Source organism: Streptomyces sp. NPDC007162 (assembly GCF_040634175.1).
Taxonomy (GTDB): Bacteria; Actinomycetota; Actinomycetes; order Streptomycetales; family Streptomycetaceae; genus Streptomyces.
This window is the reverse complement of sequence record NZ_JBEYFC010000073.1, coordinates 1-26,763: the sequence shown is the minus strand read 5'-3', so window position 1 is coordinate 26,763 and position 26,763 is coordinate 1. Positions and strand designations below refer to the sequence as shown.

The 26,763-nt window shown below is 72.0% G+C and carries 23 protein-coding genes; 15 read left to right on the top strand and 8 right to left on the bottom strand.

The window, feature by feature from the left end:
• Positions 1-1,133 (bottom strand): APC family permease (locus tag ABZ646_RS11840; RefSeq protein WP_360516358.1); only part of this gene is annotated, 1,133 nt, incomplete at its 3' end.
• 217 nt (positions 1,134-1,350) lie between these two features.
• Complete coding sequence (locus ABZ646_RS11835) at positions 1,351-1,764, bottom strand: CoA-binding protein (RefSeq protein ID WP_360516355.1); 414 nt, start codon at positions 1,762-1,764, stop codon at positions 1,351-1,353.
• A 184-nt stretch (positions 1,765-1,948) separates the two neighbouring features.
• Between ABZ646_RS11835 and ABZ646_RS11830 the strand changes: the two genes are divergently transcribed.
• The 3 genes from ABZ646_RS11830 (at position 1,949) to ABZ646_RS11820 (ending at position 3,924) form a co-directional block, all read left to right on the top strand.
• Entirely contained in the window at positions 1,949-2,680 is a 732-nt protein-coding gene (locus ABZ646_RS11830; protein ID WP_360516352.1) for a hypothetical protein, read from the top strand.
• On the top strand, positions 2,677-3,219 hold the full coding sequence (locus ABZ646_RS11825; RefSeq protein ID WP_360516350.1) for a histidine phosphatase family protein: 543 nt from the start codon (positions 2,677-2,679) through the stop codon (positions 3,217-3,219). The genes ABZ646_RS11830 and ABZ646_RS11825 overlap by 4 nt, the downstream gene beginning before the upstream one ends.
• Positions 3,220-3,297: 78 nt before the next feature.
• Positions 3,298-3,924 (top strand): YigZ family protein, encoded by a 627-nt coding sequence (locus ABZ646_RS11820; RefSeq protein ID WP_360516347.1) that lies wholly within the window; start codon positions 3,298-3,300, stop codon positions 3,922-3,924.
• Positions 3,925-3,934: 10 nt separating this feature from the next.
• Here ABZ646_RS11820 and ABZ646_RS11815 read toward each other — a convergent pair whose 3' ends face one another.
• Complete coding sequence (locus ABZ646_RS11815; RefSeq protein ID WP_360516344.1) at positions 3,935-5,338, bottom strand: amino acid permease; 1,404 nt, start codon at positions 5,336-5,338, stop codon at positions 3,935-3,937.
• A gap of 150 nt (positions 5,339-5,488) precedes the next feature.
• Here ABZ646_RS11815 and ABZ646_RS11810 point away from each other — a divergent pair, with 150 nt between their 5' ends.
• Together ABZ646_RS11810 and ABZ646_RS11805 are read left to right on the top strand one after the other, a co-directional pair.
• Positions 5,489-6,181: an FCD domain-containing protein gene (locus tag ABZ646_RS11810; protein ID WP_360516341.1), complete on the top strand. Its 693-nt coding sequence runs from the start codon at positions 5,489-5,491 to the stop codon at positions 6,179-6,181.
• 62 nt (positions 6,182-6,243) lie between these two features.
• Positions 6,244-7,716 carry an APC family permease gene (locus tag ABZ646_RS11805; RefSeq protein WP_360516338.1) on the top strand — a complete coding sequence of 491 codons (1,473 nt, stop codon included), beginning with the start codon at positions 6,244-6,246 and terminating at the stop codon, positions 7,714-7,716.
• A 35-nt stretch (positions 7,717-7,751) separates the two neighbouring features.
• On the opposite strand, the gene ABZ646_RS11800 is transcribed toward ABZ646_RS11805, so the two are convergent.
• Positions 7,752-7,979 (bottom strand): DUF5133 domain-containing protein, encoded by a 228-nt coding sequence (locus ABZ646_RS11800; protein ID WP_360516335.1) that lies wholly within the window; start codon positions 7,977-7,979, stop codon positions 7,752-7,754.
• Between the two features lie 135 nt (positions 7,980-8,114).
• Entirely contained in the window at positions 8,115-8,609 is a 495-nt protein-coding gene (locus ABZ646_RS11795) for an ATP-binding protein (protein WP_360516332.1), read from the bottom strand.
• A 200-nt stretch (positions 8,610-8,809) separates the two neighbouring features.
• Here ABZ646_RS11795 and ABZ646_RS11790 point away from each other — a divergent pair, with 200 nt between their 5' ends.
• The 6 genes from ABZ646_RS11790 (at position 8,810) to ABZ646_RS11765 (ending at position 17,510) form a co-directional block, all read left to right on the top strand.
• The gene (locus ABZ646_RS11790) at positions 8,810-9,175 is read left to right on the top strand and encodes an STAS domain-containing protein (protein WP_360516329.1); all 366 of its coding nucleotides are present in this window, start codon (positions 8,810-8,812) and stop codon (positions 9,173-9,175) included.
• A 272-nt stretch (positions 9,176-9,447) separates the two neighbouring features.
• A complete protein-coding gene (locus tag ABZ646_RS11785) occupies positions 9,448-13,731 on the top strand; it encodes a HAMP domain-containing protein (protein WP_360516326.1) in 4,284 nt (1,427 codons plus the stop codon).
• 236 nt (positions 13,732-13,967) lie between these two features.
• Positions 13,968-16,346: a SpoIIE family protein phosphatase gene (locus ABZ646_RS11780; protein ID WP_360516361.1), complete on the top strand. Its 2,379-nt coding sequence runs from the start codon at positions 13,968-13,970 to the stop codon at positions 16,344-16,346.
• Positions 16,347-16,409: 63 nt separating this feature from the next.
• Complete coding sequence (locus ABZ646_RS11775) at positions 16,410-16,766, top strand: PRC-barrel domain-containing protein (RefSeq protein ID WP_360516323.1); 357 nt, start codon at positions 16,410-16,412, stop codon at positions 16,764-16,766.
• Between the two features lie 25 nt (positions 16,767-16,791).
• Positions 16,792-16,965 carry a hypothetical protein gene (locus ABZ646_RS11770; protein ID WP_360516320.1) on the top strand — a complete coding sequence of 58 codons (174 nt, stop codon included), beginning with the start codon at positions 16,792-16,794 and terminating at the stop codon, positions 16,963-16,965.
• Positions 16,966-17,066: 101 nt separating this feature from the next.
• On the top strand, positions 17,067-17,510 hold the full coding sequence (locus ABZ646_RS11765; protein ID WP_360516317.1) for a universal stress protein: 444 nt from the start codon (positions 17,067-17,069) through the stop codon (positions 17,508-17,510).
• Positions 17,511-17,532: 22 nt separating this feature from the next.
• Here the strand turns inward: ABZ646_RS11765 and ABZ646_RS11760 are convergent, their stop codons facing one another.
• The 3 genes from ABZ646_RS11760 to ppk2 all read right to left on the bottom strand — a co-directional run bounded on the left by ABZ646_RS11760 (position 17,533) and on the right by ppk2 (position 20,975).
• The gene (locus tag ABZ646_RS11760) at positions 17,533-17,997 is read right to left on the bottom strand and encodes a cyclic nucleotide-binding domain-containing protein (protein WP_360516314.1); all 465 of its coding nucleotides are present in this window, start codon (positions 17,995-17,997) and stop codon (positions 17,533-17,535) included.
• 138 nt (positions 17,998-18,135) lie between these two features.
• A complete protein-coding gene (gene sulP / locus ABZ646_RS11755) occupies positions 18,136-19,854 on the bottom strand; it encodes a sulfate permease (RefSeq protein ID WP_360516311.1) in 1,719 nt (572 codons plus the stop codon).
• A 317-nt stretch (positions 19,855-20,171) separates the two neighbouring features.
• Positions 20,172-20,975, bottom strand: a complete 804-nt coding sequence (gene ppk2, locus ABZ646_RS11750; protein ID WP_360516308.1) for a polyphosphate kinase 2 — start codon at positions 20,973-20,975, stop codon at positions 20,172-20,174.
• A gap of 41 nt (positions 20,976-21,016) precedes the next feature.
• On the opposite strand from ppk2, the gene ABZ646_RS11745 reads away from it, so the two are divergent.
• The 4 genes from ABZ646_RS11745 to ABZ646_RS11730 all read left to right on the top strand — a co-directional run.
• Positions 21,017-23,401, top strand: a complete 2,385-nt coding sequence (locus tag ABZ646_RS11745) for a phosphoketolase family protein (RefSeq protein ID WP_360516306.1) — start codon at positions 21,017-21,019, stop codon at positions 23,399-23,401.
• Between the two features lie 457 nt (positions 23,402-23,858).
• The gene (locus ABZ646_RS11740; protein ID WP_360516303.1) at positions 23,859-24,332 is read left to right on the top strand and encodes a pyridoxamine 5'-phosphate oxidase family protein; all 474 of its coding nucleotides are present in this window, start codon (positions 23,859-23,861) and stop codon (positions 24,330-24,332) included.
• Between the two features lie 120 nt (positions 24,333-24,452).
• A complete protein-coding gene (locus ABZ646_RS11735) occupies positions 24,453-25,616 on the top strand; it encodes an exonuclease SbcCD subunit D (RefSeq protein ID WP_360516300.1) in 1,164 nt (387 codons plus the stop codon).
• A 106-nt stretch (positions 25,617-25,722) separates the two neighbouring features.
• Positions 25,723-26,763 (top strand): SMC family ATPase (locus ABZ646_RS11730; protein WP_360516297.1); only part of this gene is annotated, 1,041 nt, incomplete at its 3' end.

The window sequence follows — 26,763 nt, the reverse complement described above, 5'->3', positions numbered from 1 at the left end:
ACCAGCTGCTGCCAGCTGGGGAACGGCAGGAAGCAGATCACACCGGTCACGAAGGACATGATCAGGCCGAACCACGGCACGCCCCGGGCGTCGGTCCTGCTGAAGAGCTTCGGCGCGTAGCCGTTCTTCGCCAGGCCGTAGGAGACGCGCGAGGTGGCGGTGGTGTAGATCAGGCCGGTGCCGCCGGGGGAGATGATCGCGTCGATGTAGAGGACCCACGCCAGCCAGCCGAGGCCCACCAGGCTGGCGAGTCCGGCCCACGGGCCGCTGATGCCCTTGTAGGCCAGACCGGCCCAGCCGTGAGCGAAGGTGCTGTGCGGCAGCGCGGCGATGAACACGACCTGGAGCAGGACGTAGATGACGGCGCCGATCGCGACCGAGCCGAGCGTGGCGCGCGGCAGGTCCTTCTTCGGGTTGCGGCTCTCCCCGGCCAGCTGGATGGCCTGCTCGAAGCCGAGCAGCGCGAAGATGATGCCGCTGGTGCTGATCGCGGCGAGGACGCCCTTGGCACCGAAGGGGGCGAAGCCCTCGGAGTGGAAGTTGGACGGGTGGAAGTTGCCGATGGCGATGATGAAGATCGCGGCCAGCGGCACGGCGATCTTCCACCAGGTGGCGGCACTGTTGGTGTGCGCGAGCACCCGCACGCCGAGGAAGTTGACTCCCACGAACAGGGCCATCAGCACGATCGCCACCAGCAGACCGGTGTGGGTCAGGGTTCCGTTGGCGTGTTGCAGATGCTGGGCCCACTTCCAGTGACCGGCGTAACCGATCATGGCTTCGACCTCGATCGGGGCCACGGTCGCGGCCTGCAGCCAGGAGAACCAGCCGAAGGACATGCCGGCCAGCCCGCCGAAGGCGTAGTGCGGGTAGCGGGCCGTACCGCCCGCCACCGGGAACATGCCGCCGAGTTCGGCGTGCACCAGGGCCAGCAGTACGATCGCGATGGCGCCGATCACCCACGAGATGATCGCCGCGGGGCCTGCCTCCACGACGGCCTTCTGGGCGCCGTAGAGCCAGCCCGATCCGATGATCGAGCCCACCGAGGCCCACATCAGGCCGATCAGGCCGACGTCCCGCCTCAGCCCGCCCGAAGGCCTGGTGTCCTCCGTCGCGGGTTTCTCGACACTCACCATGTCAAGTGGCCTCTCAGTTTCTGAACGCAGATTTAACGAGCAAGAGGGCACAACTTAAGGGCGAGTTCCGGAACGACAGAAGAGCCTTGCCGAAAATTTGACCCTCGATCTTACCTGTCTTGGCCAAAGCTTTTGCGCAGGTGAGCGAGGGTCACAGAATGTCCGTATTCAGATCCGGATTGTGAGAAGAAGGTAAGACAGAAAGCTCAGATCAAGCTCAAATCCCGGTCAGCCGCGGAATTTCGATGGCCGGGCAGCGGTCCATGACCATGTCCAGCCCGGCGGCCCGCACCCGCCCGTACGCGGCCTCGTCCACCACCCCCAGCTGGAACCAGACCGCCTTCGCCCCCTTCGCCACGGCCTCGTCCGCGACCGCCCCGGCCTGCTCGCTGTTGACGAAGACATCCACCACGTCGACGTCGAAGGGGATGTCCGCGAGCGACGCGTAGCCCTGCTCGCCGTGCACCGTCTCCGCCTTCGGATGGACCGGCACGATCCGCTTGCCGAACCGCTGCAGCACCTGCGCCACCCCGTACGCCGCCCGCCCCTGGTTGGACGACAGGCCGACCACCGCCCAGGTGTCACCCGTACCGGTCAGGATCCTGCGGACCGTCTCTGCGTCGCCGTACACCGGCTGCCTCCTTCGCTCGGGGAACATCTGCCGTGGCCAACCCCCTGCGCCGGACCCTGATTCCCCGGCGCGGGGCGGTGCCGGTGACACGGGGCGGGTGCGCATGTCCCGTATGTCCCGCCACGGTGACCGGAATCGTCGCAAGGTGCCTGCGTACGGCTCCCCGCACGCCTACGCTCAGCCCGTGCTGCGCATTCTCGACGCCAAGACCGGTGAGACCGTCCCCGCCGCCCCCGCCCGACGTGCCCTGACCCGGGTCGAGGCACACGCCTCCGGGCGCGACCTGACCGGGCTGCGGGTCCTGCTCACCACCGACCTCCTCCTGCGCGCCCTGGAGCTCGGCGGCACCCCGGTGCTGCCGCTGCTCACCGCCGACCGCCACCAGGCCGAACTGCACGCCGCCGCCACCGCCCTCGGCATCCGTCCCTTCGAGGACGGCCGTGACCTCGCCTCCGGACTCGGCGAGGCGCAGGTCGTCCATGTGACGGCGCGTGACGCGCCCGTGCCCGGCACCGGGGTGACCGTCGTCGTCGCCCCCGCGAGCGGACCGGACGCCGACGTCCTGCACGGCCTCGCCGACCCCGCCGCCCTCCGGCTCGCTCTCCTCGACGCGCCGCGCTCCACGGCCGTCCACCTCGCCGCCGGAGCCCTCGACGAGGCCGGGCGGCGGCTCGGGCGGTGGCGGCAGGCGGTGGCCGGCTGGGCGCGCAGCCCCTCGCGGCCGGTGCCCGAGAAGGTGCGGGAGCGGCTGCGGGACGCCTGGGAGGACGACCTCGACGTGCCCGGCGTCCTCGGCGTGCTGCGCTGGACGGAGAGCCGGCCCGAGATCCCGGACGGCGCCCGCTTCGAGACCTGTGCCTACGCCGACCGGCTGCTCGCCCTCGACCTCACCCGCGACCTCGGGAGGCCGGCATGACCACCCGGGCGGGCGCGGGCCCGCTGCGCCGCCTGGTCGTCCTGCGGCACGCCAAGTCGTCCTGGCCCGAGGGCGTCCCCGACGAGCTGCGCCCGCTCGCGGCGCGCGGCCGCCGTGACGCCCCGGCGGCCGGCCGGGCCCTCGCCGAGTCCGACTGCCTGCCCGACCTCGCGATCTGCTCGACCGCGGTGCGTACCCGGCAGACCTGGGACCTGGCCGCCGGTCAGTGGGGCACACCGCCGCCGGTCCGCTACGACAGCCGGGTCTACGCGGCCGACGTGCCCGAGCTGCTGGAGGTCGTGCGCGAGGTGTCGGCCGAGGTGGAGACGCTGCTGCTGGTCGGGCACAACCCGGGGCTGGAGGAGCTGGTCCTGGAACTGGCGGGGGGCGGCCTGGACGACACCCTGGACCAGGTCCGCGCGAAGTTCCCGACGTCGGCGATCGCGGTCCTCGCCTGGCACGGGACGAAGTGGGCGGAGCTGGGTCCGGGAGCCGCGCTGCTGACGGAGGTGACGGTGGCCCGGGGCAGAAAGCCCTGACCCGGTGCACAAGGCTGTGACCCCGGCCCACCGGCCGGGGAGGTCCGATGGGCCCGGGCGGCCGCATAGGCTGGGCGGATGCAGGACGAGTACCGCACAGTCGCCCGCGCGGGCGTGCACGAGACCGAGGTCAACCGTTCCCGTTTCCTGTGCGCCCTCGCCCCGGCGGCCGACGAGCGGGAGGCCCAGGACTTCGTCGCGGCGATCCGCAAGGAGCACGCCGACGCCACCCACAACTGCTGGGCGTACGTCATCGGTGCCGACGCCTCCGTCCAGAAGGCCAGTGACGACGGCGAACCGGGCGGCACCGCCGGGGTCCCCATGCTCCAGATGCTGCTGCGCCGCGAGATGCGCTATGTCGTCGCCGTCGTCACCCGCTACTACGGCGGCGTCAAGCTCGGGGCGGGCGGCCTCATCCGTGCCTACGGCGGAGCGGTGGGCGAGGCCCTGGACACGCTCGGCACGATCACCCGCCGCCGCTTCCGGCTGGCCACGGTGACCGTCGACCACCAGCGCGCCGGCAAGGTCCAGAACGACCTGCGGGCCACCGGCCGCGAGGTCCGCGACGTGCGCTACGGCGAGGCGGTCACCATCGAGGTCGGCCTCCCCGACGCCGACGTGGACGCCTTCCGCGCCTGGCTCGCCGACGCCACGGCGGGCACGGCGAGCCTGGAGCTCGGCGGGGAGGCCTACGGCGACGCCTGACGGCGCCCGGTCACCGTGTCCGGCCGGTGACGCGCTGGCGGACCAGGGCGAAGACGACGACGCCCACCGCCACCAGGGTGGACAGGACCACCTGGTCGCGGCCACCGCCCGCGCTCGTGTCGGTGAGCATGTAGCCCAGCACGAAGACGATCAGGGCGATGGTGGCCCACGTCAGGTACGGGTACAGCCACATCCGCACGACGAGCTTCTCCGGCTCCTCGGCCTGGATGATCTTCCGCAGGCGCAGCTGGGAGAAGCAGATGACCAGCCAGACGAACAGGGCTATCGCGCCGGAGGAGTTCAGCAGGAACTGGAAGACGGTGTCCGGCCAGAGGTAGTTGAAGGCGACGGCGACGAAGCCGAAGACCACCGAGGCCAGGATGGCGCTGCGCGGGACCCCGCGGTCCGTGGTGCGCGCGAAGGCCGCCGGGGCGTCGTTGCGGCCGCCGAGCGAGAACGCCATCCGGGAGGCCGTGTACAGACCGGAGTTGAGGCAGGACAGCACCGAGGTCAGCACGATCGCGTTCATGATCTGCGCGGCGTGCGGGATGCCGATCGAGCTGAGCGCGGCGACGTACGAGCCGTCCTTGAGGATCGCCGGGTCGTCCCAGCGCAGCAGCGACACCACGATCAGGATCGAACCGAGGTAGAAGACGGCGATACGCCAGATGACGCTGTTGGTGGCCTTGGCGACCGCCCCGCGCGGGTCGGCCGACTCCCCGGCCGCGAGGGTGACGATCTCACTGCCCATGAACGAGAAGACCACCATCAGGACGCCGGTGAGGATCGCCCCGGGACCGTGCGGCAGGAAGCCGCCGTGCGCGGTCAGGTTCGAGAACCCCGAGGCCGGGTGGTCGGAGCCGGGCAGCAGTCCGAACAGGGCCAGACCGCCGATGACGATGAACGCGGCGATGGCCACGACCTTGATGCCGGCGAACCAGAACTCGAACTCGCCGTACGAGCTGACCGAGGCGAGGTTGCTGGCCGTCAGCACGAGCATCACGATCAGCGCCCAGCCCCACTGCGGGACCGCCGGGATCCACCCGGCCAGGATCTTCGCCCCGGCGGTCGCCTCGACGGCGAGCACGACGACCCAGAAGAACCAGTACAGCCAGCCGATGGTGAAACCGGCCCAGCGCCCGAGGGCCCGGTCGGCGTAGGCGGAGAACGAGCCGGAGGTGGGGTTGGCGGCGGCCATCTCGCCCAGCATGCGCATCACCAGGACGACGAGGACGCCGACCAGCGCGTACGAGACGAGGATGCCGGGGCCGGCGGCGGCGATGCCGGATCCCGAGCCGACGAACAGGCCGGCGCCGATCACCCCGCCGATGGCGATCATCGACAGGTGGCGGTTCTTGAGCCCGGCCTTCAGACCGGGCTCGGTGGGCGGGCTTGCGGGGAGGGTTGTGGTCATCTCGACATCCATGGGGGAGTGCGGACCAGAGCGGTCACGAAAATTAGTTCACGACGATCCAAAAAAACAGTCTTGTTTAAATGTTCACCTTGCTCTATTTTTCGCTTCAGCGTTGGGCTGCGTCCGCAAGGTCGCTGTTAGGGTGGCGTCGTGGTGAATACAGGGGGCAAGTTCGGCCCCTACAGCGGGCCGGGTCCCGTACGGCCCGGAGCGGAGCTCGTCCGTTCCCGGATCGCCCTGCGGGTACGCCTGAAGTCCGAGGCGCCGGGGGACCGGCTGCCGGACGCCGGGGTCCTCGCCGAGGAGCTCGGCATCAGTGAGATCACCGTGCGCCGCGCCCTGGAGGGGATGTGCCAGGACGGCCTCCTGGACCGTCGCAGGGGCAGGTCCGGCGGCACCTTCGTGGCGCGGGAGTGGGACACCGTCGCCGCCGTACTGCACGATCCCACGGAGGGTGCCGCACTGGACGCCTTCCACCTGCTGCTGGAGTGCGGTCTGGTCTCCCACGCGGCCGGCGAGATCCCGGACGGCGGTCTGGACGCGCTGCGCTCGCTCGTCGAGGAGATGGACCGCGCCGACACACCGGACCGGCTGCCCGAACTGGAGACCCGCTTCCACCTCGAACTGGCGCAGACGCTCGGCGGACCCGGGATCGTCGAGTTCGCCGCCGACCTGCTCGGTCGGCAGTGCCTCCTGCTCCCCGCCCCGGACCCCGAAGTGGTGCGGGCACGCAACCGCCATCACGCCGACCTCCTGAAGGAACTCGCCCGCGGCGACATGGCCCTCGCGGTGGCCGCGGTCAAAGCACATCCGCACGCCGGCCCGCGCTCCGGGCCCGCCTGACCCCCGCCGCCCCCGCTCAGTCCCGTAACCGCACGAAGACCGTCCCCGAAGGAGCTGGCGTCATGCCCGATCCTGCATCCGCCGCCGGTTCCCCGCCGGCCTCGGGCCCACCGGGCCGCGCCACCCCCCAGCGACTGCGCGGCGGCGTCCTCGGCATGGCCGACATCGCGGCCGCCACCATGGCCAACGTGGGCCCGGCCATGAGCTTCTTCTTCGGCTTCGCCTTCCTGGCCACGACCGCGGGCGTCGCCTCGCCGCTGACCATCGTGGCCGCCGGGGTGGCCGTGGCCCTGCTCGGCAACACCCTCGCCGAGTTCTCCCGGGCCCACCCCTCGGCAGGCAGTTTCATCACCTTCGTGGGCCGGACCTTCGGGCCGGTCAGCGCCGTGACCACCGCGCTGCTCGCGGGCCTCGGCTACATCGTCGCGATGGCGTCCGTCATCGCGATCTCCGGCGGCTTCGTGCAGATCACCCTGCACCACTACACGGGCCTCGACATCCCCTGGATCATCTGGACGCTGCTGCTGACCGGAGCGGCCGTCCTGCTCATGCTGCGCGGGATCGTGGTCTCCACCAAGTGGGCCGGCTACTTCTTCGCCGTGGAGATGCTCGTCCTCGCCGTCGTCTCCGCCGCCGCGATCGCCGGGCACCACGGCGCCCTGTCCGCCGCCCCGTTCCTGCCCGGCCACATCACCCACGGACTCAGGGGCCTGGCCGCGGGCTTCCCGATCGCGGTGTTCCTCTTCGTCGGCTGGGAGAACTCCGCGGCCCTCGCCGAGGAGACGGAGAACCCGCGCCGCAACGTCGGCCGCGCGGTGTTCTCCTCCGTCGCCATCATGACCGTCAGCTACATCCTGTTCGCGTACGCCACCGTGACCGGCTTCGGCTACGACGTGCAGCGGCTCGGCGACTCGCCCATCCCCTTCATCGACGTCGCCCAGGACACCCTCGGCGTGCTGGCCGCCCTCGCCTACGTCGGCGGCCTCACCTCCACCCTCGGGGTCCTGATCGCCGGCATCAACTCCCAGGCCCGGCTGATCTTCAACGCGGGCCGGGAGGGGCTGCTGCCGTCCTTCTTCGGCTACGTCCACCCGACCCGCCGTACGCCGAACAACGCGATCGTCACCTTCACCGTCACCGCACTGCTGATCATCGGCGGCTGGGGCCTCGGCCACGTCCTGGGCGGCGGCCCGATGGACCCCGTGGTCTTCTTCACCGAGGCCTCCAGCCTGGGCGCCATCCTGATCCTGCTGGTCTACCTGGCCTCGAACATCGCCCTGCCGCTGTACTACCGCCGTTACCGCCCGCAGGAGTTCCGCCTCCTGAGGCACCTCGTGCTGCCCGCGGCCGGCACCCTGGCCATCCTCGTCCCCCTCTACTACCTGGCGAAGCCCGGGCAGCCGGCCCCGTACAGCTGGTTCCCGTACGTGGCCCTGGCCACCCTGCTCGCCGCGGTCGGCTACGCCACGCTCCTGGTCCGCCGCGAACCGCACCTCGCCGAACGCGTCGGCTCGGTCGTCGCCGACGCGGAGTGAGGGCATCAAGCGCCCGGTCAGGCCCCTCCGCCCGGTCAGGCCGAGAGCAGGGAGTCGTCCTCCGTGCGGGCGCCGGGGAGCCGGTGGCGGGCGGCGATGAGGGCGGCGTCGATGTCCTTGGTACCGGTCGCCACGCAGAGCGTGTAGGCGATGTCGGCCATCCGGCAGCGCACCTCCTCGGACCCGTCGTCCGCGTTCAGAGCCCGCAGCGTCTCGTACTGCTCGACCAGGTTCATCAGCACGGCGGGGTGGGCCATGAGCATCGCAAGCCTCCTGCGTCATCACGCTTCACATGGGTCGTACATCGCCCCGTGTGCCCCGGCGTCCGCCGCTCATTCCCCTGGTCCAAGCCGGTGTCCCCGGCGGGGCGAAGAGCGGCCCGGTCGCGGTGGACGCCATCAACTGCCCGCTGCCGGGCCTCTGTCGGTGAACGGTCCCGGTCCCCGGCCCCCACCACCGGGGTGGTCCAGTCCCGGCAGTACGTCGTCGAAGAGCGCGAGCCGGGCGGTGACGCGTTTGCCCACGGGCTCCCGGTGCGCCTCGAAGCCCTGCACCACCGCCAGCACGATCTCCAGACCGTGCTGGCCCACCCGCCCGGCGTCGGCCGCCCTGGCCAGCGGAAGCGTCGGATCGCTGTCCCACACCTCGATCTCCACCGCGCCCCCGGCGATGCCCAGCCGCAGCAGCACCGGCCCCGGCGCGTACTTGAGCGCGTTGGTGACCAGCTCGCTGACCACCAGTTGCGCCAGGTCCATGGTCCGGGCCGTCACCGGCAGTCCGTGCGCGGACTGGGCCCGCGTCAGGAACTCCGACGTCCGGTGGCGCGCGCCGGCGATACAGCCATCCGCCCCGTCCAGTGCGAAGGTGACGTCGTCAGGTGCGGCTTCCGGCATCCGGGAACACTCCTCGGGCGGGACAGGCTCCCTGCCGACGATCTGCAATACCCCGTTCATGGGCGCGCGTTTACCCGGTGATGGCATCACTACTCCCGAACGGCGAGAAAACAGGCCGGTCTCGTGCATCACGTTCCGCTTCCCGGGGCAGCGTTGGCTACGGAGAATCCCAGCCCGGACCGAGAATGCGCAGGTCGCAGGTGACAGACAAAGAGGAAGCAAAGAGCCGGGGACGGCTGGCCGTGACCCGTGCCGACGCCGACGGCATCACCGTTCTCACCCTGCGGGGAGAGGTCGACTACGAGAGCGTGGACGCCCTGGCCCGGGCGACACCGCCGGCCGACCCCACGGCCGCGGCGCGGGTGGTCGTCGATCTGAGCGGGGTCACGTTCATGGACTCCAGCGGCATCAACGCCCTGGTCGCGGCCTATCAGACGACCCGGGCCGCCCAGGGGTGGCTGCGCATCGCGGGGGCCCGGGGGCCCGCGATGCGCATCGTGCAGATGGTGGGGCTCGACGCCCTCGTCACCTGCCACCCGACCGTCGAGGACGCCATCACGGCGTGACGGCCGTCCGGCCCGAAAACTGCATCGAGTACCCCGGTCCGACGTCTCCATGCCACCCTCGCCACCCCTGATTTTCGGCCGATTGTGAAGGCCGCTCTCGAAGGCCCGGGGGCTTTGGCCGTGGACAGTTCCTTGCGTTAATCTGCGACCGATTTCCCATCGTCCGGAGCCGTCGAACACGGAATTCCCGCTGGTGGGGGTGGGGCTTGCGGCCCTGGTGTGGTTCCGAGTCCTCGGGGTGGGGACTCCTGGGGAGTGGAACGAGGGTGTGCATGAGCGGCACGAAGGTGGACGCCCAGGTGCAGGCGCCCGGCGAGCAGGAGCTTCGGCAACTGCTGGCCGGGCTGACGGCCGTGCGCGACGGGGACTTCGGCACCCGGCTGCCTGCCGACGGCCAGGGGCTGCTCGGTGACATCGCCACGGTCTTCAACGGCATGGTCGACCAGTTGTCCCTCTTCACGTCGGAAGTGACCCGGGTGGCCCGCGAGGTGGGCACCGAGGGCACCCTGGGCGGTCAGGCGGAGGTGCCCGGTGTCTCGGGCACCTGGGCCGACCTCACCGACTCGGTCAACGCCATGGCGGGCAACCTGACCACTCAGGTCCGCGACATCGCCCAGGTGGCGACCGCGGTGGCCAGGGGTGACCTGTCCCAGAAGATCGACGTGCCGGCCCGTGGGGAGATCCTGCAGCTGAAGGAGACCGTCAACACGATGGTCGACCAGCTGTCCGCGTTCGCCGACGAGGTCACCCGGGTGGCCCGCGAGGTCGGCAGCGAGGGACGCCTCGGCGGTCAGGCGCAGGTGCCCGGCGTCGGCGGCGTGTGGCGGGACCTGACCGATTCGGTCAATTTCATGGCCGGAAACCTCACCTCCCAGGTCCGCAACATCGCCCAGGTGACGACCGCCGTGGCGCAGGGCGATCTGTCGCAGAAGATCACGGTGGACGCCCGGGGCGAGATCCTGGAGCTGAAGAACACCATCAACACGATGGTCGACCAGCTCTCCGCGTTCGCCGACGAGGTCACCCGGGTGGCCCGCGAGGTCGGCACCGAAGGCAGGCTCGGCGGCCAGGCCGACGTCAAGGGCGTCAAGGGCACCTGGCGCGACCTGACGGACTCCGTGAACTTCATGGGGGGCAACCTCACCGGGCAGGTCCGCTCGATCGCCCAGGTCGCCACCGCGGTGGCCCAGGGCGACCTCTCCCAGAAGATCACCGTGGACGCCCGCGGCGAGATCCTCGAACTCAAGGACACCATCAACACGATGGTCGACCAGCTCTCCGCGTTCGCCGACGAGGTCACCCGCGTCGCCCGCGAGGTCGGCACCGAGGGGAACCTCGGCGGCCAGGCGATCGTGCGGGGCGTGTCGGGGACCTGGAAGGACCTCACGGACAACGTCAACGTGATGGCGTCCAACCTGACCGGGCAGGTCCGCTCGATCGCGCAGGTCGCCACGGCCGTGGCGCGCGGCGACCTCTCGCAGAAGATCACCGTGGAGGCCAAGGGCGAGGTCGCCGCGCTGGCGGACGTCATCAACACGATGGTCGACACGCTCTCGGCGTTCGCCGACGAGGTCACCCGCGTCGCGCGCGAGGTGGGCACCGAGGGGCGCCTGGGCGGTCAGGCGCACGTGCCGAACGTGGCCGGCACCTGGAAGGACCTGACGGACAACGTCAACTCCATGGCCAACAACCTCACCGGCCAGGTCCGCAACATCGCCCTGGTGACGACCGCCGTGGCCAACGGCGACCTGTCGAAGAAGATCGACGTCGACGCCCGCGGCGAGATCCTCGAGCTGAAGACCACCATCAACACGATGGTCGACCAGCTGTCGTCGTTCGCCGCCGAGGTCACCCGCGTCGCCCGCGAGGTCGGCAGCGAGGGCCGGCTCGGCGGACAGGCCGAGGTGGAGGGCGTCGAGGGCACCTGGAAGCGGCTGACGGAGAACGTCAACGAACTGGCGGGGAACCTCACCCGGCAGGTCCGCGCGATCGCCGAGGTCGCCAGTGCCGTCGCCGAGGGCGACCTGACCCGCTCGATCACGGTGGAGGCCTCCGGCGAGGTCGCCGAACTCAAGGACAACATCAACTCCATGGTGGGGTCCCTGCGCGAGACCACCCGGGCCAACCAGGAACAGGACTGGCTCAAGACCAACCTCGCCCGCATCTCCGGCCTGATGCAGGGCCACCGCGACCTGCCGGTCGTGGCCGAGCTGATCATGGACGAGCTCACGCCCCTGGCGGCGGCCCACTACGGCGCGTTCTACCTCGCGGAGGACACCGCGCGCGGTCACGAACTGCGGCTGGTGGGGTCGTACGGCTACCCGGACGACGCGGAGCGGCCCACCCGCATCCCCGTCGGACGGTCCCTCGTCGGGCAGGTCGCGCGCAACCGGCGGCCCATCACCGTGGAGGAGCTGCCCGAGGGCTACGTGACCATCTCCTCCGGTCTCGGACAGGCGGTGCCCAGGGCCCTGATGGTGCTGCCCATCGTGGTCGAGGAGCAGGTCCTCGGCGTCATCGAACTGGCCTCGCTGACCGGCTTCACCCAGATCCACCAGGACTTCCTGACCCAGCTGATGCCGACCATCGGCGTCAACCTGAACACCATCGTGGCCAACGCCCGCACCGACGAACTCCTGGAGGAGTCCCAGCGGCTGACCTCCGAACTCCAGGCCAGGTCAGAGGAGTTGCAGGTCCAGCAGGACGAACTGCAGCGCTCCAACGCCGAACTCGAGGAGAAGGCCTCCCTGCTGGCCTCGCAGAACCGCGACATCGAGGCGAAGAACCTCCAGATCGAGCAGGCCAGGCAGGAACTGGAGACCCGTGCACAGCAGTTGGCGCTGGCCTCCAAGTACAAGTCGGAGTTCCTGGCCAACATGAGCCACGAACTGCGCACCCCGCTCAACAGCCTTCTGATCCTGGCCCAGTTGCTGGCGCAGAACCCCTCGCGCAACCTCACCCCGAAGCAGGTCGAGTACGCGGGCATCATCCACTCGGCGGGCTCCGACCTGCTCCAGCTGATCAACGACATCCTCGACCTGTCCAAGGTGGAGGCGGGCAAGATGGACGTCGCCCCCGAACGGGTGCCGCTGCGCCAGCTCCTGGAGTACGTCGAGGCCACCTTCCGGCCGATGACCACCCAGAAGAGTCTGGAGTTCACGGTGGCCACCGCCGCGGGGACGCCGGCCGACCTGCTCACCGACGACTCCCGGCTGCGCCAGATCCTGCGCAACCTGCTGTCGAACGCGGTCAAGTTCACCGAGGAGGGCGGCGTCCAGCTGCTCATCGAACCGGCCGCCGACCGGGAGGTGCCGCCGGAGGTCCTGCGCGGCGGTCCCGTGGTGGCCTTCCGGGTCGTCGACACCGGCATCGGCATCCCGCACCAGCAACTGGAGACGATCTTCGGCGCGTTCCAGCAGGCCGACGGGACCACCAGCCGCAAGTACGGCGGCACCGGCCTCGGGCTGTCCATCACCCGGGAGATCGCCCACCTGCTCGGCGGCGCCGTCACGGTCGACAGCACCCCGGGACAGGGCAGCACCTTCACCCTGTACCTGCCGGTCGCCCGCGCGGACTTCGAGGAACTGCTGGAGCACGGCGGCCGGCCGGGGGAGCAGCACACCCACGCCGGAGAGGCCGCCGCCGGGGACGCCGCCGCGCCCCTCGAACTCCCGGAGGCCGCACCGGCCGCCGGACAGCACCGCAGGCGGCGGCTGCTGGTGATCGAGGAGCGCCCGCGCGGGCTGCTCACCCTGGTCGCCGAACGGGCCGTCGGCGACCTCGCGCACGATCCCGGTGACCCGCACGGGGCGATCGACCTCATCACCGCCGTCGGCGCCCAGGAGGCGGCGAGCACGCTGGCGGCCGAGCCCTGCCACTGCGTGGTCCTGGAACTGGGCATGCCCGGCAAGGAGGGCGCGGACTTCCTGGAGGCCATGCGCGGCGACTCCGCGCTGGCCAGCGTGCCCGTCCTGGTGCACACCGGGCACCGGATGGAGCTGGCGCAGGAGCAGGCGCTGCGTGCCCTGGCCGGGGGACGGCCGCTGGACTTCCTGTCCAGTCTCGACGATCTGCGCGAGCGCATCACCCTGCACCTGTCCGCCGAACAGCCCGGGGACGTGCTGTCCCTGGTCCGTACGGAGGAGCCGCACCGGCCGGCCGCGCAGATCGTCGACGACGCCTTCCTCGGCCGGACGGTCCTGGTGGTCGACGACGACGCGCGCAACCTCTTCGCCCTCAGCGGAGTGCTGGAACTGCACGGGTTCCAGGTCCTGCACGCCGACAACGGCCGCAAGGGCATCGAGATGCTGCTCGCCCACCCCGACGTCTGCCTGGTCCTGATGGACGTGATGATGCCGGAGATGGACGGGTACGCCGCGACCGCGGAGATCCGGGCCATGCCCCAGTACGCGGAGCTGCCCATCATCGCCGTCACCGCGAAGGCGATGCCGGGCGACCAGGAGAAGAGCCTCGCGTCCGGTGCCAACGACTACGTCACCAAACCCGTCGACACGGGCGACCTCATCGCCCGCGTCCGACGCTGGCTGCCCGAGTGAGCGGAGCCCCGAGCCACCGCGTCCACCAGCAGCCCGCGTGACGTACGCACCAGCGGAGGAACAGACACACCGTGAGCGATCCCCGTCAACCGCCCGCACCCCGGACCCCCCGCGCCCCGGCGGGCGACCACCCCACGACGGGAGCCCCCGCCCCCGTGGACGGCTCCGCCGCGGCCGAGGGCCCGGGCCCGGCGGACGGCCAGATTCCGGCGGGGGGTGCGGCGTCTGTCGCCGTCGTGGGGCAGGGCGAGGGGCCTGGCGAGGACGGGGACGGGACGGGGGAGCGGTCGCCCGTCGGGCGGCTCGCGGCGACTGTGGAGCGGTTGCGGCGTGAGGTGCGGGCCGCGCATGCCGAGGCCGACGGGCGTGCCCTGATCGAGATGGCCAAGGGCATCCTCGTGGAACGGCTGGGCTGCGGCCCGGCGCAGGCGGCCCGGCAGTTGGCCGAGCTCGCCGGACAGGCGGGGGTGACCCCCCTGGAGTTCGCGGTCGACGTCATCAACCAGGCCGCCCGGGACCGGCTCTCGGAGGTCGCCGCCGACTTCCTCACGGTCACCGCGGCCCGTACCGACACCTCCGGCTCGGCGAGCGTACGGCTGCGGGCCGCCGAGAGCGGCGCACTGGCCGCCCACGACACCCAGGCCGTGGCCGACGCCCTGCTGGAACACGCCCTGGTCCCGCTGGGCGCGGAGGCCGTGGCGATCTGGGCCCTGGGCACCGACGGCTCGCTCACCCTGGCCGGCAACGCCGGCTTCTCCTCCGCCGAGGCGGGACGCTGGCGGCACGTGCCCCCGGGCGTCGCGACCGTGGCCCGCCGCGGCCTCACCGAACGCGGCAGCCACTGGATCCGCAGCCTCGCCGAGACCGGCCTGCCCTCCATCGGCCAGCACCACCATCCCGAGGGCGGCCGGGTCGCCGTACCGGCCGGGACCGGTGGCCGCATCCACGGCGTGCTGGAGATCGCCTGGTCCGCCCCCCTCGACCCCCCCTCCCCGCCGATCGTCCGGCAGGTCGAGGCGCTGGCCGAGCTGTGCGCGCACACCCTGGAGACCTACGCTCCCCGCCACCTCGACGGCGACTCCGCCGCACGCGCGGTGCCCGCCGTCACCGAGCTGATCGACCTCGCCGAAGGACTCCACGACCCGGCCCTGGTCCTGGTGCCGCACCTGGACGCCGACGGAAACCTCGTCGACTTCCGCATCCACCACGTCAACAGCCGTTTCCTGGATCCCGCCGGCCGGCCCCGGAGCGTCATCAACGACGCCCTGCTCCTCGAGGCGTACCCGATGGCCGCCGGCCACAGTGAGCTCTTCGACCGGATAGAGCGCGTCTTCGCCACCGGCGAGCCCTACCGCGCCCACCGCATGCGCCTCACCGCCCTGGTCGACGACGTCCCGCTGGCCGCGGTGGCCGACTTCCACATCAGCCGGCACGGCGGCAGCGTGCTGCTCATCTGGCGCATCGAGGACGAGACCGCCCGCCTGGCCAGTCTGCTCAAGCACGCCCAGCGGCTGGGCCGCATCGGCGGCTTCGAGGAGAACGTGCTCACCGGCGAGATCACCTGGAACGGCCAGCTCTACGACCTCTACGGCCGGCCCGCCTCCGCCGCGCCCGTGCCGCTGGAGGACCTGGCCGCCCACGCCCACCCCGACGACGCCGTCACCATCGGCCGTTTCCTGCGCACCCTGCTGCACCACCACCGGCCGGCGTCCACCGCGTTCCGTCTGCAGCGCCCCGACGGGGTCACCCGCCACATCCGGGTGGCGGCCGAACCGATCCTCGACTCCGGCGGCCAGCTGTACGGCGTACGCGGCGCCTACCAGGACATCTCCGCACACCACTGGACCGAGGTCGCCCTCGCCGCCACCCGCGACCAGCTGGCCCACACCGAGCAGCAGGCCAGCGAACGCAACCGGCTCACCCTCCAGCTCCAGCACGCCATCATGCCGCCCGCACAGGCCCCGCTGGAGGTCCCCGGCCTGGACCTGGCGGTGCGCTACCGGCCCGCGGAGACCCAGAACCTGGTCGGCGGCGACTGGTACGACGCGGTCGTGCTGCCGTCCGGGCTGGTCCTGCTGTGCGTGGGCGACGTGGCAGGACACGGCATCGAGGCGGCCACCAGCATGGTCGTCCTGCGCAACGCGCTGCGCGGGCTCGCCGTGACCGGCGCGGGCCCGGCACAGCTGCTGTCCTGGCTGAACATGGTGACCCACCACCTGACCGGCTCCGTCACCGCCACCGCCGTGTGCGGTCTGTACGACCCCGACCGCCACACCCTGCGCTGGGCCCGCGCGGGCCACCTGCCGCCGGTCCTGGTACGCGGCCCCGAGGCGGAACCGCTGCCGCTGGTCCAGGGCCTGCTGCTGGGCGCCGTGCCCGAGGCCGCCTACCAGGAGCACGAGGTACAGCTCGCCGTCGACGACACCCTGCTGATGTACACGGACGGCTTGATCGAACGCCGGGACCGGTCCGTGGAGGAGTCCCTGGCGCAGCTGCTCACCGTCGTGCGCACGGTCCCCCGGACCCTGGAGCAGCGGCTGGACCGCCTGCTGACCCACAGCAGGTCCGACACCGACGACGACACCTGCATCGTCGGCATCCGCGTGGCGCCGTGACCCGAGCCCGCGCCGTGCGTCAACCCCGTGCTGAGGGGGTACCCGCACAGCCGGAGGTGGGCGATGTTCGAAGCAGGCGACATCCGTGAATGGCGCGGCCATGACGTGGTCGACGCGGGCGGTCACAAAATCGGTGTCCTGGAGTCGGTCTATGTCGACACCGCGACCGACAAACCCCTCTACGCCACCGTCACGGTCGGGCTGCCGACCCGCCGTCGGCTGGTGTTCGTCCCCCTCGTGAAGGCGACCGTCGGTCCGGGCTACCTGAAGGTGGCCTACGACAGGGGCGTGGTCAAGAAGGCCCCTGCGATCGACACGGACGGCGAGCTCCTGGCCGCCCAGGAACCCGCGGTCTTCTCGCACTACGACCTCGACTACACCCCCGGCGCCGGCGGTGAACGCCGGCTCGCCCGGCGCTGACCGGGCCCAAGCGGCAGGAGAGCCCATGACCCTGTTTCTGCTCCTGATCCTCGTGGCCCTGGTCCTGGGCATCGTCGGGTTCGCCGCCCACGGACTGTTCTACCTGTTCGTCATCGGCGCCGTCGTTCTGCTCGCCGACCTCGTCTACGCCGCGCTCCGGCTGCGGCACGGCGGCCGGCACCACCGCATCGTCCGCTGACCCTGCCGGAGGCGTATTTCTGGCGGCACGGCGGAGTATCGCGCAGCGTGGGGGTGAGGGGGCCGCTGGGCGGCGTGCGCGCCGTGGGAGAGGTGGGACCGATGGACAGGGAAGTCGCCGTGCCCAGAGTCGTGGTCGGTGTCGACGGGTCGTCGTCCTCGTACGGAGCCCTGCGCTGGGCGGTGCGGTACGCGGGCCTGGTCGGCGGTGCCGTGGAGGCGGTCTCCGTGTGGGAGCTGCCGGGGCTGTACGGCTGGTCGGGGCCCGCGGTGGACATGGACGTGGACCAGGAGGAGGCCCGGGACCGGATGCGGCAGGAGCTGACGGAGGTGCTCGGCAGCGAGGGAGCGCAGTCCGTCACGACGCATCTGGTGCACGGCAACGCCGCCGACGTGCTGGTGCGGGCCTCGGCGGGGGCCGAGGTGCTGGTCGTCGGCAGCCGGGGCCGGGGCGGGTTCGCCCGGGCGCTGCTCGGTTCCGTCAGCATGCAGGTGACGCAGCACGCCGACTGCCCGGTGGTGGTCGTGCGCTCCCGGGAGTCGTGAGCCGGCGCCTCGCCCGTCCCGGTCAGATGCTCGCGCCCGCGCCGTACGGCGCGTACAGGTTCAGCAGCCGGGTACGGGCCGCGCTCAGGCGGTGGCCGACCACCTGCCCCACCCACTGGCTGACGGCGGCGCCCAGCTCCGGGTCCTCCCGGCACAGGGTCAGAACGGTCGCCGCGTCGAACTCGTACGCCCGGACCGGCGTGGTGGCCTCGGCACCCAGGTGCCACGCATGAGGCGCGAACAGCCAGGACCAGCCGACCAGTTCGCCCGGCCCCAGACTCTCGATGACGGCCGCCCGCCGACCGGGCACCCGCATGTCCAGCTCGACCCGGCCGGTACGGACGATCCAGAACCGGTCGGCGTGGCCGCCTTCCTCGAAGAGCCTGGTCCCCTGGGGGAACGAGACCTCCCGGGCGAAGCGCATCAGCCGTTGCCGCTGACCTGCGGGCAGGGCGCGCAGCATGCTGAGGGTCGGCGGGGCGTTCATGGCAGGCCTCCTGGGAACGCGTGAGAACTCCTGACTCCTGTTGCCAGCGTGCGGGTCCGGCCCCGGGCCCGCCATGGGCCGAGCGGTCCCCGTGACCGGGACCTTGAGCACCTCCGCGGGGCCCGCTGCCGGGGCCGGTCAGTTCTGCGCGGCCGCCCACTCGTGGTACGCCGCCACCGCCGTCGGCAGGGTCGGGAAGATGCGGTCGGGGCCCACCGCGTCGGCGAGACCGTAGGCGCGGAGGTCGTCCAGGAGGTCCTGTTTGACGCGGGCCAGGGCGAACACGACGTCGCGGGCGACGAGTTCGCGGCGGAGCTCGTCGACCGCGTCGAGGGCGGTGATGTCGACCTCCACGTTCGCCTCGGTGTTCAGGACGAACCACCGGACGGGGTCGGTCTGTCCGTCGACGGCGGCCAGCGCCCGGCGCCGGAAGTCCTCCGCGTTGGCGAAGAACAGCGGCGAGTCGTAGCGGTAGACGAGAAGGCCGGGGACCGTACGGGCGGCGGGGTAGTCGTCGATGTCGTGCATGCCGGCCAGACCGGGCACCAGGCCCTCGACCGCGTCGTGCGGACGGGCCACCCGGGTGAGGAGCTCCGTGACGGACAGGCCGACGGCGACCAGCACGCCGTACAGGATGTCCAGGGTGAGGACCCCGGCCAGGCAGCCGAGTGCCAGCAGGAGTTCGCGGCGGCGGAAGCCGGCCAGGCGGCGGAAGCCGGCCAGGTCGATCATGCGCAGGGCCGCGTAGACCACGAGGGCGCCGAGGACCGCGGACGGCGTGCGGGTCAGCAGCGGGCTGAGCAGCAGCAGGACCGCGAGGACGAGGGCCCCGGCCACCAGGGAGTACGCCTGGCTGCGGGCGCCCGCCGAGGCCGCGAGGGCCGTGCGGCTGGCGCTGCTGCTCACCGGGAAGCCGTGCACGGCGCTCGCGCCGAGGTTGGCCGCGCCGAGGGCCAGGAACTCCTGGTCGGCGTCGAGGGTGGGCTCCTCGTCGTCCGGGCCGGCTCCGGTGAAGGCGCGCGCGGTGAGGATGAAGTCCGTGTAGGCGACCAGGAGGACGCCCAGTGCGGGCAGGACCAGGCGGGGGATCTCGCCGAGGTCCGGCAGGGCGAGGTCCGGCAGGCCGGCGGGGACCGTGCCGATCACCTTGATGCCGTAGCGGTCGTCGAGGCCGAACACGGCGACGGCCGCCGTGGCCAGGGCCACCACCAGCAGTGGGCCGGGAAGGACGGGGAAGTACCGGGCGGTGAGCAGGAGCACCGTGAGGGCCAGTGCCGCGAGGACGACGGTGGGCGGGTGTGCGTCTCCCAGCCGGGTGAGGAAGGACCACAGCTGGGGGAAGAACGCGGTGCCGGTCGTCGGGACCCCGGTGAGCTTGGTCAGCTGGTCGACCATCATGATCAGGGCCACGCCGGTCAGGTAGCCGATGAGGACCGGGCGGGACAGCAGGTCGGCGAGGAAACCGAGCCGTATCGCCCGCGCGGCCAGGCAGAGCAGGCCGACCGTGGCGGCGAGGGTGGCGGCCAGTACGGCGTACCGGGCGGGGGCGCCGGCGGCGAGCGGGCCGACCACGGTGGCCGTCATCAGCGCGGTCGTCGACTCCGGGCCCACCGAGAGCAGCCGCGAGGATCCGAACACCGGGTACAGGACCAGCGCGGGCAGGATCGCCCACAGCCCCGCGACCGGCTGCAGCCCGGCCACCTCCCCGTACGCCATGACCTGCGGCACCAGGTACGCGGCGACGGTCCCGCCGGCCAGCAGGTCGCCCTTCAGCCAGGTACGCCGGTAGCCGAGCAGCAGGACGAGACCGGGCGCGAGCCGACGCCATCCCGCGTGTCCTTGTCCGCCCTGGGCCATGCGCCGCCTTCCGCCGTGTGGTCTCCCAGCATCCACCGGACGGTACCCGCCCACCCGGCGGACGCGCGGCACCTCGTCAACAGCCCCGGCGGGCAGGACGTTTCGGCCTGACGGGGAAAGCCCCGCAGTGCCGGGCGGTCTCCCGTGGCCCCGTCCGGGGTTCGGGATGGGCCGAACGGCCCGGGCAGGGGACCACCGGACCCTGCCGTCGGCCGCTCGGGCGCACCAGGCTGGATGCCGGGCCGGCCGACCTCCGAGGAGCAGCAGACATGAACGCAGCGGTCGTACAGAGCTCCGGCGAGGGCGGCCGAAGCCGGTTAGAGGCCCGCGGCGTGGTCGGGGACGTAGGTCTGCAGGTCACGCGGCGGTCGCTGGTAGCCCGTCGGTGCGGGCCGCTCGGGCAGCTCCAGCACCGGCGGCGGCACGTCGCGGTACGGCACGGTCGAGAGCAGGTGGGCGATCATGTTCAGGCGGGCTGCCCGCTTGTCGTCGCTCTCCACGATGTACCACGGCGCGTCGGAGATGTCGGTGTGCACCATCATCTCGTCCTTGGCCCGGGAGTACGCCTCCCAGTGGGTGATCGACTCCAGGTCCATCGGCGAGAGCTTCCAGCGCCGCAGCGGGTCCTCCAGCCGCTTGCGGAACCTGTCCTGCTGCTCGGTGTCGCTCACCGAGAACCAGTACTTGCGCAGCAGGATCCCCGACTCGACCAGCATCCGCTCGAAGATCGGGCAGTGCCGCAGGAAGAGCTGGTGCTCCTCCTTGGTGCAGAAGCCCATCACGTGCTCGACCCCGGCCCGGTTGTACCAGGACCGGTCGAACAGCACGATCTCCCCGGCGGCCGGCAGCTGCTCGACGTACCGCTGGAAGTACCACTGGGTCCGCTCGCGCTCCGTCGGCTTCGGCAGCGCCGCGATCCGGGCGGTGCGCGGATTGAGGTGCTCGGTCACCCGTTTGATCGTGCCGCCTTTGCCTGCGGCGTCCCGGCCCTCGAAGATCACTACAAGACGGGCACCCGTGGCCCGTACCCACTCCTGCAGTTTCACCAATTCGGTCTGCAAGCGCAGCAGTTCCGTCTCGTACACCCTGCGCGGCAGCTCCGCCGCCTTCTTGCCGGCCATGCCGCCTCCGCCACCCGATGATCTACTCATGGAGCCATCCGATGTCCAAGGTCGAACACCAGGACGCCACCGTACTGTCCGACGACGAGCTGCGCACCCTCGACGCCCACTGGCGTGCCGCCAACTATCTGGCCGCCGGCCAGATCTACCTGATGTCCAACGCGCTGCTCACCGAGCCGCTGCGTCCCGCGCACATCAAGCCGCGGCTGCTGGGCCACTGGGGCACCTCGCCCGGCCTGAACCTCGTGTACACCCACCTCAACCGGGTGGTCCGGGCGCGCGGCCTGGACGCGGTGTGCGTGTGGGGGCCGGGACACGGCGGCCCGTCGGTGCTGGCCAACTCCTGGCTGGAGGGCAGCTACAGCGAGACCTACCCCGACGTCCCGCGGGACGGGGCGGGGATGGCGCGGCTGTTCCGGCAGTTCTCGTTCCCCGGGGGCGTGCCCAGTCACGTGGCCCCGGAGACGCCGGGCTCGATCCACGAGGGCGGTGAGCTCGGCTACTCCCTGGCCCACGCCTACGGCGCCGCCCTGGACCATCCGGACCTGCTGGTGGCCTGTGTGATCGGCGACGGCGAGGCGGAGACCGGCCCGCTGGCCGCGTCCTGGCACTCCAACAAGTTCCTCGACCCGGTGCACGACGGTGCCGTCCTGCCGATCCTGCACCTCAACGGCTACAAGATCGCCAACCCGACCGTCCTGTCCCGCCTGCCCGAGGCCGAACTCGACGCCCTGCTGAGGGGGTACGGCCACGAGCCGATCCACGTCACCGGCGACGACCCGCACGAGGTCCACCGGGCCATGGCCGCCGCGATGGACGACGCCCTGGACCGCATCGCCGTCATGCAGCGCTCGGCACGCGAGGACGGCAGCACCGAACGCGTGCACTGGCCGGTGATCGTGCTGCGCACGCCCAAGGGCTGGACCGGCCCCGCCGTGGTGGACGGCGTGCCCGTCGAGGGCACCTGGCGGGCCCACCAGGTACCGCTCGCCGCCGTGCGTGAGAACCCCGAGCACCTGCGGCAGTTGGAGGCCTGGCTGCGGTCGTACCGGCCCGAGGAGCTGTTCGGTCCCGACGGCCGGCCCGTCGCCGACGTGCTGGCCTGCGTCCCCGACGGTGCGAAACGGCTGGGCGCCTCTCCCTACGCCAACGGCGGCCTGCTGGTGCGGGACCTGCCGCTCGCCGGCCTCGACGAGTTCGCGGTCCCCGTCGACAAGCCGGGCACGACCCTGCACGAACCCACCCGGGTCCTCGGCGACTTCCTCGCCCGGATCATGAAGGACACGCGACAGCGCCGGGACTTCAGGCTGGTCGGCCCGGACGAGACCGCCTCCAACCGGCTCCAGGCCGTCTTCGACGTGAGCGGCAAGGCCTGGCAGGCCGGGCGGCTCCCGGTCGACGAACACCTCGAACCGCACGGCCGGGTGATGGAGATCCTCTCCGAACACCTCTGCCAGGGCTGGCTGGAGGGTTACCTCCTCACCGGCCGGCACGGGCTGTTCTCCTGCTACGAGGCGTTCGTGCACATCGTCGACTCCATGGTCAACCAGCACATCAAGTGGCTGAAGACGTCGCGTCGCCTGCCCTGGCGGGCTCCCATCGCCTCCCTCAACTACCTGCTCACCTCGCACGTGTGGCGCCAGGACCACAACGGCTTCTCCCACCAGGACCCGGGCTTCGTCGACCACGTCCTCAACAAGAGCCCCGAAGTCGTCCGCGTCTACCTCCCGCCGGACGCGAACACCCTCCTGTCCGTCGCCGACCACGTGCTGCGCAGCCGCGACTACGTGAACGTGATCGTGGCGGGCAAGCAGCCCTGCTTCGACTGGCTGTCGATGGACCAGGCCCGCGTCCACTGCGCCCGCGGCGCCGGGATCTGGGACTGGGCCGGCACCGAGAACGGCTCCCGTGAGCCGGACGTGGTGCTCGCGTGCGCCGGCGACGTCCCCACCCAGGAGGTGCTCGCCGCCGCCCAGCTGCTCCGCGGCCACCTGCCCGAGCTGGCGGTACGGGTGGTGAACGTCGTCGACATGACCCGCCTCATGCCGCACGAGGAGCACCCGCACGGGATGACCGACTTCGAGTACGACGGCCTGTTCACCACCGACAAACCGGTGATCTTCGCCTACCACGGCTACCCCTGGCTGATCCACCGCCTCGCCTACCGCCGCACCGGCCATTCGAACCTGCACGTACGCGGATACAAGGAGTCCGGCACCACGACCACCCCGTTCGACATGGTCGTCCGCAACGACCTGGACCGCTACCGCCTCGTCATGGACGTCATCGACCGCGTCCCCGGCCTCGCCGTCCGCGCCGCCGCGGTACGCCAGCAGATGGCCGACGCCCGCACCCGTCACGAGGCCTGGATCCGCGAGCACGGCACCGACCTGCCCGAGGTGGCTAACTGGAGCTGGGCCGGCTGACCGACCCCGCCCCGGGCAGGCAGGACCCGGGCGGACCGACGAGACCGGCCGCGCCCGGCACGGCAGGCCGCGGCCGGACAGCCGGCGCACGGCACCGGGCGGTGGCGCCACCGTCGCCACGCGTCACGTGGTGTGCGCGGGGACCCGGCGCGGTTGCCGGCCGTGACCACGGACGGGTCCGGTCCTCCGGCCTCTGCGCCGTGCGTGGCCCGTCCGGCGGTGGACGGGGGCCGGTCGGCCCAAGCGGCCGGTTCCCGGCCGGTACAGGCTGGATCCTTGGGACGGCGTGTCCGGAGCCCGACGCCGTGACCGGGCGCCGTATCCGGGCCCGACCCGGGCCCTTCGCCGGGCCGGACGGGACTGTCGGCCCCTGGACCCGCCCCTGACCGGCGGCGGAGGCTGACAGGACCCGGTGTCCCAGGACGGTGGTACCGCAGGACGAGAGACGAGGCGGCCGATGTACTCCCATGACGGATTCCGCGAACTGGACCGTGGCGAGTGCCTGCGACTGCTCGCCGGGGTCCCCGTCGGCCGGATCGTCCACACCCGGCACGCGCTGCCCGCCGTGCTGCCCGTCAACTTCGGCCTGGACGGGGACGGCGCCGTGCTGCTGCGGACCTCCGCGGCCTCGGAACTGGTGCACGCCATCGACGGTTCCGTGGTGGCCTTCGAGGCCGACGAGGTGGACGCGGACAGCCGGTCCGGCTGGAGCGTGGTCGTCACCGGCGCCGCGACCGTGGTGGACGACCCGGCCGAGCACGAACGGCTGGTCCGCGAGGGGCCGCGTTCCTGGGTGCCGACGCCGCAGGAGGTCTTCGTGCGCATCGAGCCGGACCTGGTCACCGGACGGGAACTGACCGGTGGAGGCACCGAGCACCTGCCTAACCGCTCATTTCCGGCAATTCGGCACGGGAGCCGGCCGACGGACTGAGTCCCGTGGTGGAGCAGGGGTCCGCAGGGGTTAGCGTGGTGGGCGCTGACCGTCGGCCCCTGCCGGCGGGCGTCGGTCGTGAGGGGCGGAAGGGCGGGACATGCGGGGCGGGGCGGTTTCGTGAGATTGCTGCACACTTCCGACTGGCACCTCGGCCGCTCGTTCCACCGGGTGAACATGCTCGACGCCCAGACCGATTTCATCGGCCACCTCGTGGAGACCGTACGCGAGCGGGCCGTCGACGCCGTGCTCGTGGCGGGGGACGTCTACGACCGCGCGGTCCCGCCGCTCGCCGCGGTCGAACTGTTCGACGACGCGCTGCACCGGCTCGCCGGCCTGGGCGTGCCCACGGTGATGATCTCCGGCAACCACGACTCCGCCCGTCGCCTCGGCGTCGGCGCCGGTCTCATCGACCGCGCGGGCATCCACCTGCGTACCGAACCGTCCGCCGCCGGTACGCCGGTCGTACTCGCCGACGCCGTCGGCGAGATCGCCTTCTACGGGCTGCCCTATCTCGAACCCGCCCTGGTGAAGGACGAGTTCGGGGTGGAGAAGGCCGGTCACGAGGCGGTGCTGGCGGCCGCCATGGACCGGGTCCGCGCCGACCTCGCCGCCCGTGCCCCCGGCACCCGCTCCGTCGTCCTCGCGCACGCGTTCGTGACCGGCGGCGAGGCCAGCGACAGCGAGCGGGACATCACCGTCGGCGGGGTGGCCGCCGTCCCGGCAGGTGTCTTCGACGGCGTCGACTACGTGGCGCTGGGCCATCTGCACGGCTGCCAGACCATCACCGAGCGCGTCCGCTACTCGGGCTCCCCGCTGGCGTACTCCTTCTCGGAGACCGATCACCGCAAGAGCATGTGGCTGGTCGACCTGGCCGGTGACGGCACGGTCACCGCCGAGCGACTCGACTGCCCGGTCCCGCGCCCCCTGGCCCGCCTCCGGGGAACCCTGGACGACCTGCTGGCCGACCCCGCCCTGACCCGGTACGAGGACGCCTGGGTCGAGGCCACCCTCACCGACCCGGTCCGCCCCGCCGACCCCATGGCCCGGCTCACCGACCGCTTCCCGGGCACCCTCAGCCTGGTCTTCGCCCCCGACCGCGCCCCGGACGACCCCGACGTGACCTACGCCCGGCGCCTCGCCGGCCGCACCGACCGGCAGATCGCCGAGGACTTCGTCGCCCACGTGCGCGGCGCGGGCCCGGACGAACGGGAACTGACCGTGCTCGGCGAAGCCTTCGACGCCGTGCACGCGGACGCCGTGGCCCGCGAGGTGCTCCGGTGACCGCCCACGCGCACAGCACGCCGCCCGCTTGCCCGCACAGCGCGCAGTCCGGCCGCCCGCGCGGTGCGGTGACAGCGGGCCCGGGGCGGCCCGGGGAGGGTGCCCAGTGAGGCTTCACCGGCTCGATCTCACCGCCTTCGGGCCCTTCGGCGACACCCAGAGCGTCGACTTCGACGCGCTCAGTGCCGCCGGGCTCTTCCTCCTGCACGGCCCGACCGGCGCCGGCAAGACCTCCGTCCTGGACGCCGTCTGCTACGCGCTCTACGGCACCGTCCCCGGCGCCCGCCAGAGCGGCCAGGGCCTCACCCTGCGCAGCGACCACGCCGACCCGGCCGTCCGCACCGGGGTCCGCCTCGAACTCACCGTCGCCGGACGACGGCTGGAGATCACCCGGCAGCCGCCCTGGGAGCGCCCCAAGAAGCGCGGCTCCGGCACGACCCTGGACAAGGCCCAGACCTGGCTGCGCGAGTACGACACGAAGGGCGCCGCCTGGAAGGATCTCAGCCGCTCCCACCAGGAGATCGGCGAGGAGGTCACCCAGCTGCTCGGCATGAGCCGGGAGCAGTTCTGCCAGGTCGTGCTGTTGCCCCAGGGCGACTTCGCCCGTTTCCTGCGCGCCGACGCGGGAGCGCGCGGCCAGCTGCTCGGCCGGCTCTTCGACACCCAGCGCTTCGCCGACGTCGAGAAGCGCCTCGCCGAGCGGCGGAAGTCCACCGAAGCCCGGGTGCGGGACGGTGACTCCGCGCTGCTCGCCGACGCGCACCGGATGCAACAGGAGGCCGGCGACGCGATGGAGCTGCCGGACCTGGCCCCGGGTGACCCCGGCCTCGCCGAGGCCGTCCTGACCGCCGCAGCGGTCGCCCGCAGCACCGCACGGGAGCGCCGCACTCTCGCGAACTGCCGCCTCGACATGGCCGAGTCCGCCCAGTTCGCCGCCGACCGCGCGCTGGCGGACACCCGTGAACTGGCCCGTCTGCAGGGCAGGTTCGCGCAGGCGCGGCAGCGTGCGGTCCGGCTGGCGGAGGGGGCCGGGGCTCACCAGGAGGCGCAGGCGCGGATGGAGCGGGCGCGGAAGGCGGAGGCGGTGGCGCCGGCGCTGGAGCTGCGCGAGGCCGCCGAGACCGGGCACCGCGCTGCTGCCGCCGCC

Coding starts and splice junctions, on each gene's coding strand:
- ABZ646_RS11775 (WP_360516323.1), top strand. CDS start 16,410: ATGTTCGAAGCAGGCGACATCCGTGAATGGCGCGGCCATGACGTGGTC.
- ABZ646_RS11805 (WP_360516338.1), top strand. CDS start 6,244: ATGCCCGATCCTGCATCCGCCGCCGGTTCCCCGCCGGCCTCGGGCCCA.
- ABZ646_RS11820 (WP_360516347.1), top strand. CDS start 3,298: ATGCAGGACGAGTACCGCACAGTCGCCCGCGCGGGCGTGCACGAGACC.
- ABZ646_RS11800 (WP_360516335.1), bottom strand. CDS start 7,979: ATGCTCATGGCCCACCCCGCCGTGCTGATGAACCTGGTCGAGCAGTAC.
- ABZ646_RS11770 (WP_360516320.1), top strand. CDS start 16,792: ATGACCCTGTTTCTGCTCCTGATCCTCGTGGCCCTGGTCCTGGGCATC.
- ABZ646_RS11745 (WP_360516306.1), top strand. CDS start 21,017: ATGTCCAAGGTCGAACACCAGGACGCCACCGTACTGTCCGACGACGAG.
- ABZ646_RS11765 (WP_360516317.1), top strand. CDS start 17,067: ATGGACAGGGAAGTCGCCGTGCCCAGAGTCGTGGTCGGTGTCGACGGG.
- ABZ646_RS11760 (WP_360516314.1), bottom strand. CDS start 17,997: ATGAACGCCCCGCCGACCCTCAGCATGCTGCGCGCCCTGCCCGCAGGT.
- ABZ646_RS11825 (WP_360516350.1), top strand. CDS start 2,677: ATGACCACCCGGGCGGGCGCGGGCCCGCTGCGCCGCCTGGTCGTCCTG.
- sulP (WP_360516311.1), bottom strand. CDS start 19,854: ATGGCCCAGGGCGGACAAGGACACGCGGGATGGCGTCGGCTCGCGCCC.
- ABZ646_RS11785 (WP_360516326.1), top strand. CDS start 9,448: ATGAGCGGCACGAAGGTGGACGCCCAGGTGCAGGCGCCCGGCGAGCAG.
- ABZ646_RS11795 (WP_360516332.1), bottom strand. CDS start 8,609: ATGCCGGAAGCCGCACCTGACGACGTCACCTTCGCACTGGACGGGGCG.
- ABZ646_RS11815 (WP_360516344.1), bottom strand. CDS start 5,338: ATGACCACAACCCTCCCCGCAAGCCCGCCCACCGAGCCCGGTCTGAAG.
- ABZ646_RS11740 (WP_360516303.1), top strand. CDS start 23,859: ATGTACTCCCATGACGGATTCCGCGAACTGGACCGTGGCGAGTGCCTG.
- ppk2 (WP_360516308.1), bottom strand. CDS start 20,975: ATGGCCGGCAAGAAGGCGGCGGAGCTGCCGCGCAGGGTGTACGAGACG.